The sequence below is a fragment of the Nocardioides massiliensis genome (assembly GCF_030811215.1).
In the GTDB taxonomy this organism is placed as follows: Bacteria; Actinomycetota; Actinomycetes; order Propionibacteriales; family Nocardioidaceae; genus Nocardioides_A; species Nocardioides_A massiliensis.
The window spans coordinates 3,148,173-3,166,838 of record NZ_JAUSQM010000001.1 but is presented as its reverse complement, the minus strand read 5'-3'; the positions used below and the strand labels follow the sequence as shown (position 1 = coordinate 3,166,838).

General features: G+C 69.2%; 19 protein-coding genes. 8 read left to right on the top strand and 11 right to left on the bottom strand.

Annotation, left to right across the window (positions count from 1 at the left end; all coding sequences use genetic code 11):
* Positions 1–1,083 (top strand): DNA polymerase domain-containing protein, encoded by a 1,083-nt coding sequence (locus J2S59_RS15745; RefSeq protein ID WP_068121363.1) that lies wholly within the window; start codon positions 1–3, stop codon positions 1,081–1,083.
* Positions 1,084–1,310: 227 nt separating this feature from the next.
* Entirely contained in the window at positions 1,311–1,601 is a 291-nt protein-coding gene (locus J2S59_RS15740) for a DUF4193 domain-containing protein (RefSeq protein WP_068121361.1), read from the top strand.
* A gap of 131 nt (positions 1,602–1,732) precedes the next feature.
* Here the strand turns inward: J2S59_RS15740 and J2S59_RS15735 are convergent, their stop codons facing one another.
* A complete protein-coding gene (locus tag J2S59_RS15735) occupies positions 1,733–2,032 on the bottom strand; it encodes a DUF4235 domain-containing protein (RefSeq protein ID WP_068121358.1) in 300 nt (99 codons plus the stop codon).
* 38 nt (positions 2,033–2,070) lie between these two features.
* Positions 2,071–2,544 (bottom strand): DUF3093 domain-containing protein, encoded by a 474-nt coding sequence (locus J2S59_RS15730; protein ID WP_306825275.1) that lies wholly within the window; start codon positions 2,542–2,544, stop codon positions 2,071–2,073.
* A gap of 51 nt (positions 2,545–2,595) precedes the next feature.
* Between J2S59_RS15730 and dut the strand changes: the two genes are divergently transcribed.
* The 4 genes from dut to J2S59_RS15710 are packed head-to-tail and all read left to right on the top strand — an operon-like array spanning position 2,596 to position 4,885.
* Complete coding sequence (gene dut / locus J2S59_RS15725; RefSeq protein ID WP_068122166.1) at positions 2,596–3,060, top strand: dUTP diphosphatase; 465 nt, start codon at positions 2,596–2,598, stop codon at positions 3,058–3,060.
* Positions 3,057–3,761, top strand: a complete 705-nt coding sequence (locus J2S59_RS15720; protein WP_306825274.1) for a DUF3710 domain-containing protein — start codon at positions 3,057–3,059, stop codon at positions 3,759–3,761. Before dut ends, J2S59_RS15720 begins: the two co-directional genes overlap by 4 nt.
* A gap of 18 nt (positions 3,762–3,779) precedes the next feature.
* The gene (locus J2S59_RS15715; RefSeq protein WP_068119193.1) at positions 3,780–4,151 is read left to right on the top strand and encodes an OB-fold nucleic acid binding domain-containing protein; all 372 of its coding nucleotides are present in this window, start codon (positions 3,780–3,782) and stop codon (positions 4,149–4,151) included.
* Positions 4,148–4,885 carry a DUF3159 domain-containing protein gene (locus J2S59_RS15710; RefSeq protein WP_246360199.1) on the top strand — a complete coding sequence of 246 codons (738 nt, stop codon included), beginning with the start codon at positions 4,148–4,150 and terminating at the stop codon, positions 4,883–4,885. Before J2S59_RS15715 ends, J2S59_RS15710 begins: the two co-directional genes overlap by 4 nt.
* Here J2S59_RS15710 and J2S59_RS15705 read toward each other — a convergent pair.
* Positions 4,863–5,531, bottom strand: coding sequence for a potassium channel family protein (locus J2S59_RS15705; protein ID WP_068119190.1), 669 nt, complete (start codon positions 5,529–5,531; stop codon positions 4,863–4,865). The two genes, J2S59_RS15710 and J2S59_RS15705, sit on opposite strands and share 23 nt — an antisense overlap.
* A gap of 1 nt (position 5,532) precedes the next feature.
* Positions 5,533–6,195, bottom strand: a complete 663-nt coding sequence (locus J2S59_RS15700) for a potassium channel family protein (RefSeq protein ID WP_068119186.1) — start codon at positions 6,193–6,195, stop codon at positions 5,533–5,535.
* Positions 6,196–6,255: 60 nt separating this feature from the next.
* Here J2S59_RS15700 and J2S59_RS15695 point away from each other — a divergent pair, with 60 nt between their 5' ends.
* Positions 6,256–8,313: an APC family permease gene (locus tag J2S59_RS15695; RefSeq protein ID WP_068119184.1), complete on the top strand. Its 2,058-nt coding sequence runs from the start codon at positions 6,256–6,258 to the stop codon at positions 8,311–8,313.
* Between the two features lie 38 nt (positions 8,314–8,351).
* Positions 8,352–9,500 (top strand): class I SAM-dependent RNA methyltransferase, encoded by a 1,149-nt coding sequence (locus J2S59_RS15690; RefSeq protein ID WP_220138360.1) that lies wholly within the window; start codon positions 8,352–8,354, stop codon positions 9,498–9,500.
* Between the two features lie 185 nt (positions 9,501–9,685).
* Here J2S59_RS15690 and J2S59_RS15685 read toward each other — a convergent pair whose 3' ends face one another.
* The 7 genes from J2S59_RS15685 to J2S59_RS15655 form a co-directional block, all read right to left on the bottom strand.
* Complete coding sequence (locus tag J2S59_RS15685; RefSeq protein WP_068119178.1) at positions 9,686–10,930, bottom strand: tyrosine-type recombinase/integrase; 1,245 nt, start codon at positions 10,928–10,930, stop codon at positions 9,686–9,688.
* Positions 10,931–10,958: 28 nt separating this feature from the next.
* The gene (locus J2S59_RS15680) at positions 10,959–11,396 is read right to left on the bottom strand and encodes a helix-turn-helix transcriptional regulator (RefSeq protein WP_181641711.1); all 438 of its coding nucleotides are present in this window, start codon (positions 11,394–11,396) and stop codon (positions 10,959–10,961) included.
* Positions 11,380–12,615 carry a hypothetical protein gene (locus J2S59_RS15675; protein ID WP_181641710.1) on the bottom strand — a complete coding sequence of 412 codons (1,236 nt, stop codon included), beginning with the start codon at positions 12,613–12,615 and terminating at the stop codon, positions 11,380–11,382. The genes J2S59_RS15680 and J2S59_RS15675 overlap by 17 nt, the downstream gene beginning before the upstream one ends.
* Positions 12,616–12,662: 47 nt before the next feature.
* Positions 12,663–12,983 (bottom strand): hypothetical protein, encoded by a 321-nt coding sequence (locus J2S59_RS15670; RefSeq protein WP_068119172.1) that lies wholly within the window; start codon positions 12,981–12,983, stop codon positions 12,663–12,665.
* A 125-nt stretch (positions 12,984–13,108) separates the two neighbouring features.
* Positions 13,109–13,738, bottom strand: coding sequence for a hypothetical protein (locus J2S59_RS15665; protein WP_306825273.1), 630 nt, complete (start codon positions 13,736–13,738; stop codon positions 13,109–13,111).
* A gap of 2 nt (positions 13,739–13,740) precedes the next feature.
* Positions 13,741–14,178, bottom strand: coding sequence for a single-stranded DNA-binding protein (locus J2S59_RS15660; RefSeq protein WP_068117132.1), 438 nt, complete (start codon positions 14,176–14,178; stop codon positions 13,741–13,743).
* Positions 14,179–14,439: 261 nt separating this feature from the next.
* Positions 14,440–18,093, bottom strand: a complete 3,654-nt coding sequence (locus J2S59_RS15655) for a PIN domain-containing protein (protein WP_068117134.1) — start codon at positions 18,091–18,093, stop codon at positions 14,440–14,442.
* Between the last annotated feature and the right edge of the window lie 573 nt (positions 18,094–18,666).

The following is an 18,666-nucleotide window of genomic DNA, read 5'->3' as shown; positions in this document are numbered from 1 at the left end:
ATGGCGAAGACACCGGCGGCCGTGCTCGAGGTCGGCGAGCGCGAGGTCCGGGTGTCCAGCCCCGACCGGGTCATCTACGAGCCCACCGACCGGACGCCGGCGATCACCAAGCTCGAGGTCTGCGGCTACGTCGCCGAGGTGGGCGATGCCCTGATGCGGGTCGTGGGGGAGCGGCCCACCGCGATGGAGCGGTGGCCCGACGGCTGGCGCGAGGGCATGCGGCTGGCCACCGGACCGCAGGACCGGGGCGCCGACGGCTTCTACCAGAAGCGGCTGCCGAAGGGGGCTCCCGACTACGTCGAGACGGTGCAGATCGCCTTCCCCAGCGGCCGCACCGCCGACGAGCTCTGCCCTACCGAGCCCGCTGCACTGGTGTGGGCGGCCCAGATGGGGGCGCTGACCTTCCACCCGTGGCCCGTGCGCCGACCCGACGTCGACCACCCCGACGAGCTGCGGCTGGACCTCGACCCCCAGCCGGGCACCGACTTCGCCGATGCCCGCCGGGTCGCCGACGTCGCCCGCGAGCTCCTCGAGGAGCTCGGTCTGCGTGGCTACGCGAAGACCAGCGGCAACCGCGGCGTCCACATCTTCGTCCGCATCCAGCCGCGGTGGACCTTCGACGAGGTCCGGCACGCCGCGATCGGATTCGGCCGTGAGCTCGAGCGCCGCGACGACCGGGTCACGACGGCGTGGTGGAAGGAGCAGCGCGGCGAGCGGCTCTTCATCGACTACAACCAGAACCTCCGCGACCGCACCATCGCCAGCGCTTGGAGCCTGCGCGCCCGGCCGGGCGCACCGGTGAGCACCCCGCTCACATGGTCGGCGCTCGCCGACCTCGACGACCCGCGCGAGCTCAACCTCACCACGGTCCCCGACCTGCTGGCCGACGGCGACCCGTGGGCCGACATGGACGCCGAGGCCTACTCCCTCGAGCCGCTGCTGGAGCTGTGGGAGACCCTGCCCGGCGGAGAGCTCAACTGGCCCCCGGACTACCCGAAGCAGCCGGGCGAGCCGCCGCGTGTGCAGCCGTCGAAGAAGGTTGCCGAGCACTGGGACGAGCACGGGAACCGGATCGAGACCTGACCCACACCCCGACCCGCAGCCCGCACGGAATGAAGCGGGCGACGCCCGGGTTGGAGGCGGTGGTTACCGTACGCCCTTCCGGGGCAGATGTGACGGCCGAGACAAAGCCTGGGCCGCGGATGCGCCCGTAGCTGCCATGGTGCACAATCTGGCGCCGGACGATGGGTGGGGACGGTGAGCCGGGCCAGGAGGGTCCGCCGCCAACGAGGGGGTCAGGAGACAAGAAGATGGCAACCGACTACGACGCACCGCGCAAGACCGAAGAGGACCAGAGCGAAGAGAGCATCGAGGAGCTCAAGGCGCGGCGTCACGACAAGAACTCCGGCAAGGTCGACGAGGACGAGGCGGAGGCCGCCGAGTCGTTCGAGCTGCCTGGTGCGGACCTCTCGCACGAGGAGCTCGCCGTCGAGGTGAAGCCGCGGCAGGAGGACGAGTTCACCTGCATGTCGTGCTTCCTGGTGCACCACCGCAGCCAGCTGGCTGACGCGAAGAAGATGATCTGCCGCGACTGCGAGTGAGTGACTGAGTCCCGCCATCGCTCAGCACAGGTCACCGCATCTCGGTACGCCGGTGGACACTTCGCGGGCTCAGTGTCCGCCGGCTACTCGATGACCATCACCAGACCCGCTTCGCAGGCTCGCGTGTCTGCTCAGGCGTCGTCGCGTTCCATGCCCCTGGGCAGGTGGCCGTAGGACCGGCGGTAGTAGTCCGCAGCGCCGCGCGAGGCGAGCATCCGTGCGACCCCGATCGCCGTACCGGACAGGACGGCCCAGGCGACCGCCTCGCGCATCGCCACGTCGGGGTGCGCGGGGTTCGCCGGCGGGCGCTTGCCGGTGGAGGCGCGCCAGAGCGCGGTCAGCACCTGCTTGGCCAGGGCGGCCCCGGCGATCGCGCTGATGGTGTTGGCCGCCGACCAGCCCCGTGAGTTCTTGCCCTTGCCCTTGGCCACTGCAGCCCCCTCGTCGATCGCGTCTGGTCCGGACCGCGTCAGTCCGTGTGGTCCACCGTATCGGGGGCCGCCGCAGCACCGTGGGCGACCAGGGCCGCGACCAGCTTGCGCGGGCGACGGGTGGAGATCAGCCAGTACGGCGTGGGGTCGCGCGGGTCGCGGACCTGCACCCGTACCGAGCGGCCGATCCACGGCCGCACGTGCAGGAACGCCCGGACGTCGGCGTCGACGCCGTGGACCCGACGGGTCTGCTCCTTGTCGAGCGGCTCGGGGTGCGCCAGGTGCGTGACGTCGATCCGGGCCCGGCCCGCCTGCAGCACGCCGTCGGCGACGGTGACCGAGGTGGCGCCGTACGTCGCGAAGAACGAGAGGATCCCGGCGGCGATCGCCCCGGTCAGTCCCCAGGCGACGAGCGGACCGAGGGCGACCACGAAGGCGTACCACAGCGCCACGCACAGCATGACGGCCTGCACCCACCAGCGCAGCGGGACGTGGAGTCGCTCCTTGTACACAGCACAAGCCTCCCACCCGCCCCGCGCCGCCGGAGAGTAGGGTCGCCGGTCGTGGTGGAGATCCTGTTGCAGCGCCTCGACCCCGACCTGCCGCCCCCGTCGTACGCGCACCCCGGGGACGCCGGGGCGGACCTGCGCACGACGGTCGACCTGAGGCTCGCCCCGGGCGAGCGGATGCTGGTGCCGACCGGGGTCGGCATCGCGCTGCCCGAGGGGTACGTCGCCCTGGTGCACCCGCGCTCGGGTCTCGCGGCGCGTCACGGGCTGTCGATCGTCAACACCCCGGGGACCGTCGACGCGGGCTACCGCGGAGAGATCAAGGTGCTGCTGGTCAACACCGACGCTCACGAGCCGGTGACGCTGCGGCGCGGCGACCGGATCGCCCAGCTGGTGGTCCAACGGGTCGAGACCGCGACCTTCGTCGAGGTCGACGCCCTGCCGGAGTCCGTGCGTGGCAGCGGCGGCTACGGTTCCACAGGTGGATTCACCTATCCCGACCGTGAGGAGACAGTGTGAGGTTCCGGCGCAAGGCCACCGCGCAGCCGCAGCAGGACGTGGCTCCCGAGCCCGACGTGGCCGGGGACGCCGAGACGCCTGCACCCGCGCAGGATGCACCGGTCGACGTACGCCGTGACGGTCCGCGCGACATCGCGGAGACCGACGTCACCGCCGAGACCGAGGGCTGGGTCGACCTGACCAGCCTGCTGGTCACGGGTCAGCCCGGACTCGAGCTGCGGATGCAGGTCGACGAGCGCAGCGGCGAGGTCGCCGCGGTGCTCTTCGTCGGCCAGGACGGCGCAGTAGAGGTGCGGCCCTTTGCCGCCCCCCGCACCACCTCCATGTGGGAGGACGTCCGGCGCCAGATCGCCTCCGAGACCTCCCGGCGCGGAGGTACGGCGACGGAGGGTCCCGGTCCGTTCGGGACCGAGCTGCGGGTCCTCATGCCCGTCACCACCGAGGACGGTCGGACCGGCCAGCAGCCCTCGCGCGTCCTCGGCATCGACGGGCCGCGGTGGTTCCTGCGCGCCACGCTGATGGGGCGTCCGGCGGTCGAGGTTGAGGCGGCCGAGCCCTACCTCGCCGCGGTCCGGTCCCTGGTCGTCGTGCGCGGCAACGTCGCGATGGCGCCCGGCGATGCGCTGCCGATCACCGTCCCGCCGCAGGCCCGCCGCGTGTCCCCGGACCCTGCGGCCCAGCCGCAGCCCGGCGACGGCTGACAGCGGTGGGTGACCTCCATGGGTGACATCGCGACCCGGGTGCGCCAGGGACTGAGCCGCTGGGCCGACGGGACCGCTGACGAGGCGAAGCAGCTGCAGACCGAGGCGGTCCGCGCCGGGTGCACGTCGATCGCCGACGCCCCGGCCCGTGAGCGCGTCGTCCTCCAGGGCTCCCTGCGCACCCTCACGCTGCGCCCGCGCGGCGGCGTACCCGCGCTCGAGGCGGAGCTCTACGACGGCACCGGCACGATCACGGTCGTCTGGCTGGGGCGTCGCCGCATCGCCGGCATCTCCCCGGGACGTCAGGTCCGGGTCGAGGGCCGGGTGGCGCTCCACGAGGGCCAGCGAGTCATCTTCAACCCCCGCTACGAGCTGCGGTGCACCGCGTGACGACCCCTGCGGGTCCGGCACGCCCGGTGGCCACCGTCGAGGAGGCGGTGCGCGCCGAGCTCTCCAAGGCGCTCGGCGGGATGCGCGGGATCATCGAGGCGGCGATCCCGACGCTCGTCTTCACGATCACCTTCCTCACTGCGCGCGACCTGCAGCTGGCGCTGATCTGCTCGGTGTCGGTCACCGCGGTCCTGCTGGTGGTCCGCGTGGTCCAGCGGCAGACGATCCAGTTCGTCTTCAACAGCCTCGTCGGCATCGGCATCGGAGCGCTGTTCGCCTGGCGGTCCCTGCGCGGGGGCGGGAGCGAGACCGACGCCGCGCTCGCCTACTTCCTGCCCGGTCTGCTCTACAACGCGGCGTACGCCGTGGGCCTCACCCTGTCGATCGTCGTCCGCTGGCCGATCGTCGGATTCATGGTCGGCAGCGTCACCGGGGACCCGACGGCGTGGCGCAGCGACCCGCGCGTCGTGCAGCTGTGCTCGCGGCTGACCTGGCTGCTGGTGCTGCCGTGCGTCGTGCGCGTGGTCGTGCAGACGCCGTTCTATCTCGCCGGTCGCAGCGGCTTCGCCGACCCCGACCAGATGATCGCGCTGCTCGGCGTCTCGAGGATCGTGATGGGCTGGCCGCTGCAGGTGGCCGCGCTCAGCGCGATGGTCTGGCTGCTGGCGCGCAACGCGACCCCGCTGGAGGAGGGGGAGTCGCTGGCCGGGCTCAGTCCTCCTGATCGGGACTGAGCAGCCGCTCCAGCTCGCGCTCGGTCTCGGCGGCCGAGACGAACAACAGCTCGTCGCCCGCCTCGATCGCCTGCTCGTCGTCGGGCGGGTAGACCTGTCCGTCCCGCAGCACCGTCACGAGCGCAGTGTTCTCGGGCCAGGGGATGAGCCCCACCGGCGTGCCGACGTACGGCGAGTCCGAGGCGAGCGTGATCTCGACGAGGTTCGCCCCGCCCTGGCGGAAGGTGAACAGACGCACCAGCTCGCCGACGCTGACCGCCTCCTCGACAAGCGCCGACATGATGCGCGGGGTCGACACGTTCACGTCGACGCCCCAGGCCTCGGTGAAGAGCCACTCGTTGTCGGGGTGGTTGACCCGCCCCACCGTGCGGGGGACGCCGAACTCGGTCTTCGCCAGCAGCGAGGTGACGAGGTTGGCCTTGTCGTCGCCGGTCGCCGCGATCGCGACGTCGAAGCGCTCCATCTGTGCCTCCTCGAGCGAGGACAGCTCGCAGGCATCGGCCAGCAGCCACTCGGCCTCGGGGACCAGCTCGGGACGGATCGAGCGCGGGTCCTTGTCGATGAGCAGCACCTCGTGACCGTTGACCAGCAGCTCAGTGGCGATGGAGCGGCCGACGGCGCCGGCTCCGGCGATGGCGACCCGCACGTCAGTCCTCCTCCGGTCCGGCGTGGAGCGCGGCGTAGACGCTGTCGGCGGACTCCTCGCGCATGACGACGTGCAGGATGTCGCCCTCCTGGATCACCGACTCGCGGTGGGGCAGCATGCCCTCGCCCAGTCGGTCGATCCAGGCGATCCGGCTGCCGGTCTGCTGCTGGAAGTGCACCGTGCGCGCGCCGACCCACGACTCCGGCATCGGGACCTGGTCGAGGCGGATCGTGCCCGACGGGTCGCGGAAGAAGGGCTCCGCGCCCGCGGGCAGCAGTCGGCGCATCACCTGGTCGGCGGTCCACTTGACCGTGGCGACGGTGGTGATGCCCAGGCGCTGGAAGACCTCGGCGCGGCCGGGGTCGTAGATCCGGGCCACCACCTGCTGCAGGCCGAACGTCTCCCGCGCCACCCGGGCGGCGATGATGTTGGAGTTGTCGCCGCTGGAGACGGCAGCGAACGCTTCGGCCCGCTCAATGCCGGCCTTGGCCAGCACGGCGCGGTCGAAGCCCATCCCGGTGACCTGTTGGCCGTTGAAGTCGGGGCCGAGGCGGCGGAAGGCGGAGGGGTCGGAGTCGATGACGGCGACGGTGTGGTGGCGGTCCTCGAGGCCCCGCGCCAGTGTGGAACCGACCCGGCCGCAACCCATGATCACGACGTGCACGGGGGTGACGCTACTCCTGCGTGCGCGGATCGGTCGCGACCATGGCCTAGCCTGAGCGCCGTGGGTGTCACCGACGTCTCCAAGCGGATCCTGCTGGGCCGCAAATTGCGCAGCACCCAGGCCGGGGAGACGTTGCTGCCCAAGAAGGTCGCGTTCCCGGTCTTCGCGAGCGACGCGCTGTCGTCGGTGGCCTACGCGCCCGACGAGATCTTCTTGATGCTGTCGCTGGCCGGCATCTCGGCGTACGCCCTGAGCTGGCAGGTCGGTCTGGCCGTGGCCGTGGTGCTGCTCGCCGTGGTCGCGTCGTACCGGCAGACCGTCCACGCCTACCCCAGTGGCGGCGGCGACTACGAGGTCGCCACCGTCAACCTCGGGCCGCGGGCCGGCACGACCGTCGCCAGCGCACTGCTGGTCGACTACGTGCTCACCGTGGCCGTGTCGGTCTCCGCCGCGGTCCAGAACGCCGGCTCGGCGCTCGGCTGGGTCAGCGGCAACGAGGTTCTCGTGGCCGTCGTGCTGGTGGCGCTCGTCGCCGCCCTCAACCTGCGGGGCATCCGCGAGTCGGGGCCGCTCTTCGCGATCCCGACGTACGCCTTCATCGTCGGCATCGTGGGGATGTGCGCCTGGGGGATCGGGCGCGACCTGCTCGGCACCCTCCCGGACGCGGAGAGCGCCTCGCTGCGGATCATCGAGGCGGACGGGTACGCCGAGGGGACCCTGACGACCGTCGCGCTCGTGTTCCTCGTCGCCCGGGCGTTCTCGTCCGGCTGCGTGGCGCTGACCGGGGTCGAGGGGATCAGCAACGGGGTCCCGGCCTTCCGCAAGCCCAAGAGCCGCAACGCGGCGTCCACGCTCCTGCTGCTGGGAGTCGCCGCCATCGTGATGATGATGAGCGTCATCGCGCTGGCCAACCGGATGGACGTCCGCTACGTCGACCCGCTCGACCTCGACCGTCTCGTCCAGGCAGACGGAGCCCCCCTCCCGGGCGACTACGACCAGCCGACGCTGCTCGCGCAGATCGCCGGCGGCATCTTCGACAACTTCGCGCCCGGCTTCTACCTCGTCATCGGCGTGACTGCGCTCATCCTCGTGCTCGCGGCCAACACCGCGTTCAACGGCTTCCCGGTCCTCGGCTCGATCCTGGCGCGCGACGGCCTGGCGCCGCGCCAGCTCGGGGCACGGGGCGACCGGCTGGCCTACAGCAACGGGATCGTCTTCCTCGCCGCACTCGCGATCGTCCTGATCGTGGCGTTCGACGCCGAGACCACGCAGCTGATCCAGCTCTACATCGTCGGCGTCTTCGTGTCCTTCAACCTCAGCCAGCTCGGGATGCTGCGGCACTGGACCCGCGCCCTGCGCGACGAGCGCGACCCCGCCGAGCGCCGGCGGATGCACCGGTCGCGGGCCATCAACGCCTTCGGGCTGACGATGACCGCGATCGTGCTCGTCGTCGTCCTCGTCACGAAGTTTCTCGAGGGCGCCTGGATCACCGTGCTGGCGATGGGCACGTTCTACCTCGTGATGCGCACCATCCGCGGCCACTACGACAAGGTCGGCCACGAGCTGGAGATCGCTGATGACGATCAGCTGCTGCCGACCCGGGTGCACGCGATCGTGCTGGTCTCCAAGCTGCACAAGCCGACCATGCGGGCGCTGGCCTATGCCAAGGCTGCGCGGCCCAATCTGCTCGAGGCGGTCTACGTCGACACTGACTCCCGGACCACCGACCAACTGCTGGAGGAGTGGGACGAGCGCGGCATCGACGTCCCGCTCAAGGTGCTCTACTCGCCCTACCGCGAGATCACCCGCCCGATCCTGGAGTACGCCCGCTCGATCCGCGCGGCCGCGCCGCGCGGGGTCGTGGCCGTCTACATCCCGGAGTACGTCGTGGGTCGCTGGTGGGAGCAGCTGCTGCACAACCAGACCGCGCTCAGGTTGAAGGGGCGGTTGCTGTTCACCCCCGGCGTGATGGTGACCTCGGTCCCGTACCAGCTGCGTTCCTCGGCGATCGCCAAGGAACGCACCGAGCGCGAGTTCGCCCGCACCCGGCCCGGCGACGTCCGGCAGGGCCGCGTCCACGACGTGCACTCCGGCGGCCGCCGCAGGGATCTCTCGTGAGCCCGGCCGCACCCCGCGGGCGGCGTACTCGGGAGCGGGTGGCGCGTGGCGCCTCCCTGGTCGGCCAGGAGTACGACGTCGAGGTCGGGCCGGTCGCACACGGTGGGCACTGCGTCGCGCGGCACGAGGGGCGAGTGATCTTCGTCCGGCACGCCCTCCCCGGAGAGCTCGTCCGGGTCCGGGTCACCGAGGGGGAGGAGGGGTCGTCGTACCTGCGTGCGGATGCCGTGCGCATCGACCGCGCCTCGGTCCACCGCGTGCAGCCGCCGTGCCCCGTCGCCGTACCCCTCGGGTGTGGTGGGTGCGACTTCCAGCACGCGACGCTTGCGCACCAGCGTGAGCTGAAGGCCGCCGTGCTGCAGGAGCAGCTCAGCCGGCTCGCCGGGCTCGAGCTCGAGGTCACCGTGCAGCCTGTCGCCGGGGACCTGCCGGTGCAGGACGAGGGTCTGCGCTGGCGCACGCGGATGCAGTATGAGCGCGCCGCCGATGGTGGGCGTGGCCTGCGCCGGCACCGCTCGCACGACGTCGTCCCGATCGAGGACTGCCCGATCGCCCACCCCGACGCCCGCGAGCCCGGACAGGGCAGCGGAGCAGTGACCGAGGTCGTGGCCGCCGCCGGGCAGGAGCGCGCCTTCGAGGTGGCGGCGGACGGGTTCTGGCAAGTGCACCCGGGAGCACCGCGGGTGCTCGTGGAGACGGTGCTCGAGCTGCTCGCGCCGCAGCCGGGGGAGTCCGTGCTCGACCTCTACGCCGGCGTCGGGCTGTTCGCCGGCTTCCTCGCGCCCCGCGTCGCGCCGGGGCGGGTCGAGGTCGTCGAGGGCGACCGCACCGCGACGTCGTACGCCGAGCGCAACCTCGCCGGCACGGGGGCGCGCGTGCACACCGACCGGGTGGACCGGTGGCTGGCGCGTCGACGCCGGGACGACCCGGACGGACATGTCGACCTCGTGGTCCTGGATCCGCCGCGTGCGGGCGCGAAGCGCGCGGTGGTGGCGCCGGTGGCGGGGCTGCGGCCGCGGGCGATCGCCTACGTCGCCTGCGACCCGGCCGCATTGGCCCGCGACGTCGGGACGTTCGCCGCCGAGGGCTTCGAGCTCGCGGGGCTGCGCGCCTTCGACCTGTTCCCGATGACACACCACGTCGAATGCGTCGCTCTGTTGACGAAAACTGACTCTGACCTGCGGTGATGCGAATCTGCGTTCTGGCGTCGAGACCGTAAATCAGGCCTTAGGGCGCACTTTGGGCGCACTTTGAGTTCAGGACCGCCGCCGACGCAGCGCGTGAGACGCCGCGAGAGCCCGCAGAACGGCCCGTGGGCCGCCGCGCAGTGCGAGGGCGGGCTCTCGGGCCGCTCGGAGTGGCCTGGGGGCTCTCAGGGCCCGAGCGGTTGACCGTCACTGGGATCGGAACGGGGTGCAAGCCGCTCGGTGGCTGCGCGGTAGTCCGGCACCACGAGCCGGCGGTTGATGTAGTGCCGCTCGGTGACCGTCTTGGAGGTGTGTCCGAGCTGATCCTTGGCGGCTTCGGCGTCGTAGACCTCGTCGATCGCCGTGGCCACCGTCCGGCGAAACGAATGGGGCGAGACGTCGTGGAGCGCGGCGATGTCGGCGTACTCGTCGAGTTGGCGGATATGCCATAACCGGCTCTGGACGTTGCCTGGGTAGTGCCAGGTCCCATTGCGGCTGACGAAGACTGCGTCGAGATCGTTGGGCGGTTGAGCGACCTTGCGTCGTCGCAGGAGCGCGACGGCCCAGTCGGGAAGTGCGATGGGACGGATCGCTGCGTGGGTCTTGCCGTAATCGACCCGCTTGCCCTTGGAGGTGATCTGGCCATTCACCATCAGCCACGGGAACCAGGTCTCGTCGTCCCGGCGCTCGGGCGGGGCCGTCAGTTCGATGTCGGACCATCGCAGGGCGAGCAATTCTCCGATCCGCATACCGGTGGCGATGAGCATGTCGACGATGTCGGGCAGATCCACGCTCTTGGGACCGTTGCGCCGCTCGGCGTTCGCCCACTCACGGATGGCCGTACGCACTGCGTCGAGCTCCTCCACGGCCACCGGCTTCTTCTTGACCTTCGGAACCGGAACCGATGGGACGGCCGTGGCGGGGTTGCCGTTGAGTGCCTCATGAAAGATCGCCAGGTTGAACGCACGCACGAGGACGCTGCGTATCCGCTTGCGCATGTCTGCCGAGACTCCGGCGCTGTCCAGGGCCGCCTGAATGATCACTGGCCGGACGTGTCGCAGTTGGTAGGCACCGAGTGGGTGCTCGGTCTTGTCGCTGTCGAGCACCCAGCGCATGTGGTAGCGGTAGTGCTCCAGGGTTTCTGAACTGGGCCCGCCGTCGGACTTCTCCATCTTGGCGAACCAGAGGTCGAGCAATTGCTGCACCGTGTCGTCAGGAGCGATGGCGCCATCGCCGAAGGTGCCCGTGTGGTCGACGAAGAACGCTTTGAGGTTGGCTCTCGCCTTGTTCTTCGTTTCGCCACTCTTGCGGTACTCGCGGACGACTCCGTCCACGTCGCAGTACCGGGCACGCGCCAACCAAGTACCGTTCGCACGTTTCGTGCAGTTGATATCGCCGTAGGTGCCAACCATCAGCTTCTGTCGGGCCACCTTCTCGCTCCTTTTCCGTATGACCCTGTCAGGACCGCGCCGCCCTCAGGGCTCCAGCGCCCACCCGGCTGGCGCGGTTGCGGGTACGGACCGGACTTGCCCTGTCTGGGACGGGAATGGACGCGTCGGCAGATTCGTCTTCCGCGAACGACTCCTCATGGGCCTGAAGCCACCGATCGAGTTCAGACAGCCGATACTTCAGCCGCCCGCCCGCCTTCACCGCACGCGGGCCGTATCCAGGTCGGCGAGCGCGCCAGGTCAGCAGAGTGGCTTTGGGAATGCCGAGGTAGTTGCCCGCATCTGCAGTGTTGAAGAACGGATCATCAACGGCCGTCAGAGGACGTGCGCTTGCCGCAGACTTGGTGCTGTTCGGGTCGGATTTTTCCCGGCTTTGCTGGCCCGCCGCGTCGCCCACTGCGGCGAGCCGGTGCACCGCCGCGTGATGGTTGTCAGAGGCTTCGCTCATGGTGAATCGATCCTTCCTGCGGGCGTCCGTTGATCGAGCGCACGAAGGCCGCCCGCTCAGTGGCTGAGGTCGGGGAGACAGGTCTGCGTGATGTCGGTGCGCGGAGTCGCTGGTCGATGGTCACCAGGAGCCGAGCCTTGGTGGGTACGTCGAGAGGGACGTGTCGCGCTCGCAGTTCCTTGACCGCAACTGGGGTGGCCAGGTCGATGCGCGGGATGGAGACGCGCAGCAGGTAACTGCGATCGCTCGCGCCGGCGCGGATGATTACGGCGATCCGTCGGTCGATATGGTCGAACAGCGCATCAAGGTGGCGAAGTTGTCTGTCGCTGACGCCGTTGGCAGGGGAGAGTTCGTCCATGCGGGCAGCGGCGAGCGCGCCGTCGGCTGCTGCGAGGCTGGTGCCGACAAGGCCGCGGAGGTTGCGGGACTGATCGATCAGCTGGCGGTAGGTCTCGTGCCGGCGGTCCCACTTCGTTGCCATCTGGCCGCGGTTCGGGCTCGGGGTGCCGAGTGCCAAGGCGCCGCAGCTGACGATCCGTTGGGAGTCGAAGATGAGGCGCAGGCTGTAGGCGTCGGGTTGTTGGCGCAGGTGGACGAGCAAGTTGTTCTGCGCCTGCAGCACACCGTCGAGTCCGGGGAGTGCTGGTCCGTCAAGGAGTTGGACCGGGGGACGCCAGCCCCGGTGGTCGACGCTGTAGTCGGGGTCGCTGTAGCCGGCGTGGGCGGCGCAGACGACGGCGGCACGGCCGAGCAGGTCCGCGTCAGTGATGGGTTCCCAGCCAGGGACGGCCGCGGCGTAATGCCGGTCGAGACCAGTGAGGCCGCGGGCGACTTCGGCGGCGTCCTTCAGGACCGTCATGGCCTGGAGTTCGGTGAGGTTGCCGTAGTCCAGACCGGCGGGGAAGTCGTGTTCGCCGAGTGCTGCTGCTTTTGCTGCACGCCGCCACACGTCAACAACATCGTTTGGATGAGGGGTGGCGAGCTGATTCGAATCTGGCAGGGGACCGGCGTAGGTCGTGCGGGCTTGGTCGAGCCGGTACCGGAGTTCCTCCGCCGGGCCGCGGCTGCGTGGCGTCCGCCCACCAAGGTCTCCGACAGGGTTCGATGCCCGGACGGCTTGTTGGCACCAGACGGTCAGGCTCGTGCGGAACGACGCGATCAGGGCGACCTCGTCAGTCCCGAGGGTGTCGAGACCCGGCGTGTTGCGGGTGATCTGCATGAGCGTGGCAAGCTCACCGCGCAGCGCTGCCGTGTTCTCCCCGTACATCAGAACCGACTGGATGCGCTGCTCGGGTTGCCGCGATCACGGGCGACGTCGAGCATGTCGAGGAGCAGTTCGACCTGGAGCGTGTCGACCCCGTGGCCGACAAGCTCCTTGACGGCACTGACGGCGATGGCATGCAGGATGGTTCGATCGTCGGTGAGCCCGTGGGTGTCGAGCGCCGGGACGTCCTGGCCGTGGATCAGGTCGAGATAGAGCAACGCGTGCTCGTACTCAACCGAGGCATCGAAGGTCGCGGCCTCGTCAGCGAGTGCTGCGATGTAGGAGCGGGCTTCGGCCAGGGTGACCGCGTGGGCGAGAAGCATGAGGGTTCCCTTCATTGGTAATCAGGTGCGCGCAGCGCCACCGTCCATCCCGAAACGGGTTCCGGGGTGTGCCGATCAATTGGGCTGTGGACACGACGGGTTCTCCACAGGTCACCGGACCGGAGTCAGGAGACGCGGCGTTCGATCTCGGCTTCGACCTGGCGGCGTGCGGTGACGTCTTCCATCACGAACTGCACGAAGTCGTTATCGCGATCGGTGACCGAGGCCTCAGTCGCGGGGAGAGCGGCCGGTTCGCCGGGCCAGGCGGTCTGGCGGGTGGGGCGGTCGCGGTCCAGGCGGGTGCCGCAGGCGGCGACCCAGTCCCGCAGCCGGTGGCGGGCCTCGGCGAAGTCGCGATGCCACGCCAAGGGCGAAGAGGGGGAGGCGTCGGGGCTGTAGGAGTTCAGCCAGTGCAGGTGCAGGGCGGACAGCTCCCAGACGAGTTCGTCGTGGCGGTGCCACATTGGCGGCACTTCGTTCGGTGCGAGTCCGTAGGTGCCGCGCAGCCAGTTCACCCACGCGTTCAGGTCGAGCCACTCGGCCTCGGCGTCATCAGCGGTGAGGGTGTTCCAGTTGATCGGCCCCAACGGTTCAGCCAACGACGCTGCCTCGAAGGAACTCGGCCACTCCGCGTAGTCGTCTTCGGCGCCGGCGAGATCGCTCGTGGTGAAGCTTTGCCAAGTATCGAAGACCGGATGCCGCTCGACATCGAGCATCGACGCCTCCGCGCCCGCGCTGTCGTCGGCCTCGGTCATGGTCAGATTCCGACAGCGGTCGAGGACGGCTCGACCGTGCGCTGGGCATCGTGGCCGGTCTCTGTGCCGGCGTCGCGGTCGGGCGAGGGGCGTTCGACGCTGTAGCGAGTACGCGCCGTGTCGTGTCCGATCCGGCGAGCCACGAACTCCTCGCGCCGGATCGTTTCGCCGTCGCGGTCGAACTCGTATTCGTGGACGTAGCCGGAAGCGACGAACTGATCACCGACACGGAACCGGGCGTAGGCCCGCTCGGCGGCGGATTTGAACATCACCATCTCGCAAAACTGCGGGTCGAGCTTGGTGAAGGATCCATCGGGCTCCTTGCGCCACTGCTCGATGCCGACCCGAGCACGGAACCTCGCGACGTCACTCTTGCCGTATGTCAACTCGGGTGCGGTGACGATGAAGCCGTGCAGACTCATCTGGGTGGGGATCGTCATCATCGACTCCTGACCTCATGCGACGCCGCGGTCGGCGATCGCTCTCTAGAGTCAGGTGGGCGTGCCGCTCCGGCACGGACACAAGCGCAGGGTTGGAGCGGTCGAGGTCCACTGCCTTCCGCCCACTATGACGCGGGCCCCTGGCGATCCTCAGAGGTATGCGCTGAGAGAACCGTGCGCAAGCCCGCGGCCCGGCGAAGATGGACGCCGACCCTGAGGGGAAGCCCTGGTGGAGGGACGCTGAGGGCGTCTGAAGCCACATCAGCCGCGACGGGCGGCGATCATCGTCGCGTCGTGCTTGTCAGTCTGCTCGAGGTGCTCGGCCCAGTGCAGCAGCACGTGGCTTCCGGCGGACTCGTTGAACTCCTGGGCAGCCAAGCGGTACATCATCACGAGCATCCCGTGCAGTGGGTCGTCGACGTCCGGACGCTGCCTGAGTGCCTGTCTTACCGCTTCGACAACGACCGGCAGCAGGCGCGGGGTCATCCATGGTCGCGCCAGGAAGCTGCCCAGCAGGGCCGACAGGTTCTGGGATGCGCCGTTCGCGTCGGCGCCGATCTTGGCTAGTCCGGTCGCGGCCGCGGCGACCCAACCGCGCAGTTCGTCATGGGCCGCCTGTGCGTTCTCACCCGCCGCCTGATGGACGAACTTCATGACTTCGACAGGTGTGCTCCAGGTTTCGGGCAATGTCAGCGCTGCGGCGACGCCTCGTGCCCGCCAATCGTCCAGTTGCGCAGCTTCAACAAACAGGTCGTGGTCGAACTCCAGCAGTGCATGGAACTCCACGAGGAGCGTGGCTTGGGCGGTTCGTGCTGCTGATGCATCAAGGTCGCCGGTCGCTTCGAGCGCTTGGATGAGGTCGATCGTGCCGAAGGTCGTGCATCCCTCTTGGCGGGCCAGGCCGCGCAGCACTATGTCGTCACACCAGAATGGGAGCGAGTTGCTGACGGCGTAGTCGACAAGGTTGACCCAGGCTCCTTCCATGGTCAGCTCGGTGAATCGGCGTAACTGCCAGTCTTGTCTACGTGTGGTGGTCAGGAGGGCGACGAGCTGGTCTGCCCGCTCGGCGAGTGTGTCCGCCTCCTCCACGGTGAGCTCGGTCAGTCGGAGCCGGTCCTGCTCAGCGTCCCAGTGCATGCTCATCGTTGACTTAAGACTGAGGGACCGCTGCGACGCGCGCGCGTCACGGAATGCCATGCCTGTGCTCTCAAGTCGCGTGAACTGGCCGACCAGCTGCTCGCGGAGAGTCCCGCCCAACGCAAGAATGGACACCGCGGCAGTGGTGTCGAGGACCGCAGGGCCTTTGCGGAGAAGGGCCAGTAGCTCTCCATGCGTGAGGCCGTTCGCCCCTGGGACGTTGCTGTAGACGAAGCCGGCTGCCCGCTTGAGCGAGGCCTCCGCGTAGGAAACCCCGTGCACTTCCGCTGCCAGCCCAACCGGAAGCTCGGCGGAGGCCACCTTAGCCTGAAGCTCTTGCAGCGCGGGGTCGGTGTGGCGCTTCTTCAAGACTGCCGCGAGGTCGCCCAGTGGGTCGTCCTCGGAGATCGTGAACCTGCGGAAGACCGGGCTCTCGGGGAACTTGTCGACGTAGTCGTCTGTGGAAGTGTGCAGCCGGCCAAGTTCGGTCGGATCCGGTGTGCCCTCACGCTTGGTCAGTCCGAAGGTGATGTTGGTGAGGAACACGCCGGCGGTCTCTTCGTCGTCGCTCCATCGGTCCAGCTCGTCCAGGGCGCGCGAGAGGTAGTAGGGGCTCCGGTCGCAAGCGGTGAGGAGGATGATCCAGTTCCGGGCCTCCTCTCGGTTGCGGGGCCGGATGGGCACGCCCTTGTGGCGCAGCGCTGCGAAGGCTGCGTCGAGGTTGCCGCGTCGACCCAGGCTGTTCACTAGGGCCCATCGTGCGTCTTCGCTCTCGGGGGCAAGGTTTGTCATCTGTCGGACAACGGCAAGGGCCTCGTCTTCGCGTCCGAGAGCCTCGAGCGCATTGAACTCGATCCCCAGGCACTCGACCTCGCCCGGCCACGATGCTCCCGCCATCGTTCGCGCTTGCTGAGCAGCATGGACAGCACGTTTGTACTCGCCGCCATGGAAGAACCGGTCGGCGGCCATCTTCCGCAGCAGAGGTAGGTCCCACCTGGTCGCCGCCTGGTCCAGAACCTCGCCTGCCTCGAGAAGGTCACCTTGTGCCGAGAGTTCTTGCGCGAGCAAGACGGCGATCTGCTCGTACTCCGGCGCGTGCGCACGCAGTTTGGTGAGGCGTTGCCCGGTCCCTGTGGCCATGACGTCGTGGATCGCGCGGGTCTCAGCGACCAGGTCGGGGTGGTCGGCTGCGAGGTCGTCGAGGTCAGGCAGACGTAGTCCGAGTGGCGCCAGGGAGCGGGCGACCTGGAGCCGGCTGAAGTCGTCGGGCGCGACATCCCAAGCCTGGAGCCAGTGGATCTCGGCCGCGCCGAGGTCATCGTTGTTGAGTGCGTGGTATCCGGCAACCAGCTCGGTCGTGTAGGAATCCGCGAGACTAGCTGCGAGCTGGTCCGCCTCATCGGTTCGCCCGGTCATCGCCGCGAGAACGGCTGCTTCTCGGCGGATCCGCGGATCGGTCGCCTCGCCGGAGGTGGCGTTGCCACCGGGCTCTGTCTGCGTGAGCTGCCAGGTCCGGTTCAGATCACTGGCCACCGCGGAAGCCTTGATGGCGACCAGCGCTGCTTTGACACTGTCTCCGCCCCACAGGCGTCGGGCGTCTCGCGCCTGAATCGCCAGTGCCTGGGCCTGGGCGAAGTCCTTGGTCCGGCTGACCGTGTGACCTCGATACCCACGGGAGAGAAGCAGCTCCGCCAGGTGGACCTTGAGACCGCTGGCATCGGGCTCCGCGAGGCTGGCCTCCTCAAGGAGGCCGATGGCGAAGTCGAGCTCGCCCCGGGCGCGGAAGGACTCGGACGCGAGGATGGCCTTGATCGAGGCGTCTCCTCGAGTCGCCGGTTCCCATGCGGCGAGTGCTTCATCGACCTGGTTCCAGTCGCTGTCCAGAAAGGCGAGCTGGGCCCGACCAAGCGGGTGCGGGTTGTGCGCATGTTGAAGCAAGTCGCGGCGAGACCGCTCGAAGCCTTCATCTTCCGGGTCTGTCGCCAACGCGGCTCTCGCCCACCAGTAGTCCGGGTCGGGTACCCCGCGTTCGATGCCACGAGTGATGAACTGTGCGGCGCAGTCACAGCCGTAGTCCCTGGCCAGCTCACCCATCCAGCACCACACGCCGCCCGGTGCGTCAGCCAGGACAATTGGTGTAGTGACCGCCCAGGTCGCCAGCAGGGCGCGGCGGTCGCGCGAGCGCGCAATTAGGTCCACAACTTCGTGGATGGACGACCACGACTCGGCGAGCTGTCGAGCGCTCTCGGCACGCCAGGGGTGTAACCGGGTCAGGTTCTCCTCGAAGACCGCTGGCGCGTCAAGCCTGTTGATGACCTCGGCGAACCCCTCCGCGGTGGCTTCCCGCGTCGTCTGGTGCTCGGCACTGACGAGAGCCTGCGTCTGCACTGCGGAAACGGCCGTGGCTTCTTGGGGGCTTTGCACCAGCAGGTACTGCTGGCACGTGATCTCGACCAGCCGGACCGCGTGCTCGGCCCGTTCCTGGTCGGTACCTTCCAGTGCCCAGGCCAGTCGCGTGATCGCAGTTTCCACCGACTCGTGGGTCCCCAGAACCAGCTGTTGTTGGACATCGGACCGGCGAAGCCACTCCCGCAGCACGGCGGGCTTGACGTGGATCCCTTCCTTCGCCGCGACGTTGGCGGTCGCCTTGGCGATCCGCCGGCGGCGAGACCTGTTCGCCAGAAGGTGCTTCAGCTGCGCAGTCACCTCGTCCGCGGCGACGCCCGCGCCAAGGTCGGCAAGGTAGACGAGCACCATCGCCGTCGTGACTGGCTCCATGTGGTCCCCCGTTCTGTGGCAATGGCTCAACGACCATTCTGCGGTTTCGCGCCGACAGCCACCGGGAAGGTCGCCTATCGATAGGCAGAGCCGGTCATGTCACCAAGCGGGCCGCCCGCGGCAACAGCGGCGATACGGCTCCCGAAGCCGCGTCTTTCCGCCGCTTCAGTGCGCGCAATCGAGCGCCCCGCCCAAGCGCAATCTCGTGAGTCGGCAAGTCCTGTCGGAGGGCTGTGGTGGGATCCGTCCCAGGAGGTGCCCATGGCAACCGTCGAACCGCAACAGCTGGGCCGTCTTCGCCTTGACCCGGTCGAGGCCATGCGGACCATGCGGCGGGCGGGATTGGAGCCGCTCGTCCCGTATCCGGGTGCGCACAAGCCCTGGCCATCTCTACATCTTCGGTGCGGTCGCGAAATTTCACCGCTCCTGAGCAATGTCCGACGACGCGGAACTGCATGCAGACAGTGCGCGGCCTGGGCGCGCGGGGCGGCTCGTCGCGCGCGGCACGCCGAAGACGCGGTGAGGACCATGGTCGAGTGCGGTTTCGAGCCACTGATCGACTATCCGGGCGCC

Bases quoted from the DNA above. Each gene is read 5' to 3' on its own strand.
- J2S59_RS15745 (WP_068121363.1), top strand. From the start codon at position 1: ATGGCGAAGACACCGGCGGCCGTGCTCGAGGTCGGCGAGCGCGAGGTC.
- J2S59_RS15670 (WP_068119172.1), bottom strand. From the start codon at position 12,983: ATGCTTCTCGCCCACGCGGTCACCCTGGCCGAAGCCCGCTCCTACATC.
- J2S59_RS15660 (WP_068117132.1), bottom strand. From the start codon at position 14,178: ATGACGATCCCCACCCAGATGAGTCTGCACGGCTTCATCGTCACCGCA.
- J2S59_RS15680 (WP_181641711.1), bottom strand. From the start codon at position 11,396: ATGAGCGAAGCCTCTGACAACCATCACGCGGCGGTGCACCGGCTCGCC.
- J2S59_RS15715 (WP_068119193.1), top strand. From the start codon at position 3,780: ATGGGTGACATCGCGACCCGGGTGCGCCAGGGACTGAGCCGCTGGGCC.
- J2S59_RS15675 (WP_181641710.1), bottom strand. From the start codon at position 12,615: ATGCAGATCACCCGCAACACGCCGGGTCTCGACACCCTCGGGACTGAC.
- J2S59_RS15740 (WP_068121361.1), top strand. From the start codon at position 1,311: ATGGCAACCGACTACGACGCACCGCGCAAGACCGAAGAGGACCAGAGC.
- J2S59_RS15665 (WP_306825273.1), bottom strand. From the start codon at position 13,738: ATGACCGAGGCCGACGACAGCGCGGGCGCGGAGGCGTCGATGCTCGAT.
- J2S59_RS15655 (WP_068117134.1), bottom strand. From the start codon at position 18,093: ATGGAGCCAGTCACGACGGCGATGGTGCTCGTCTACCTTGCCGACCTT.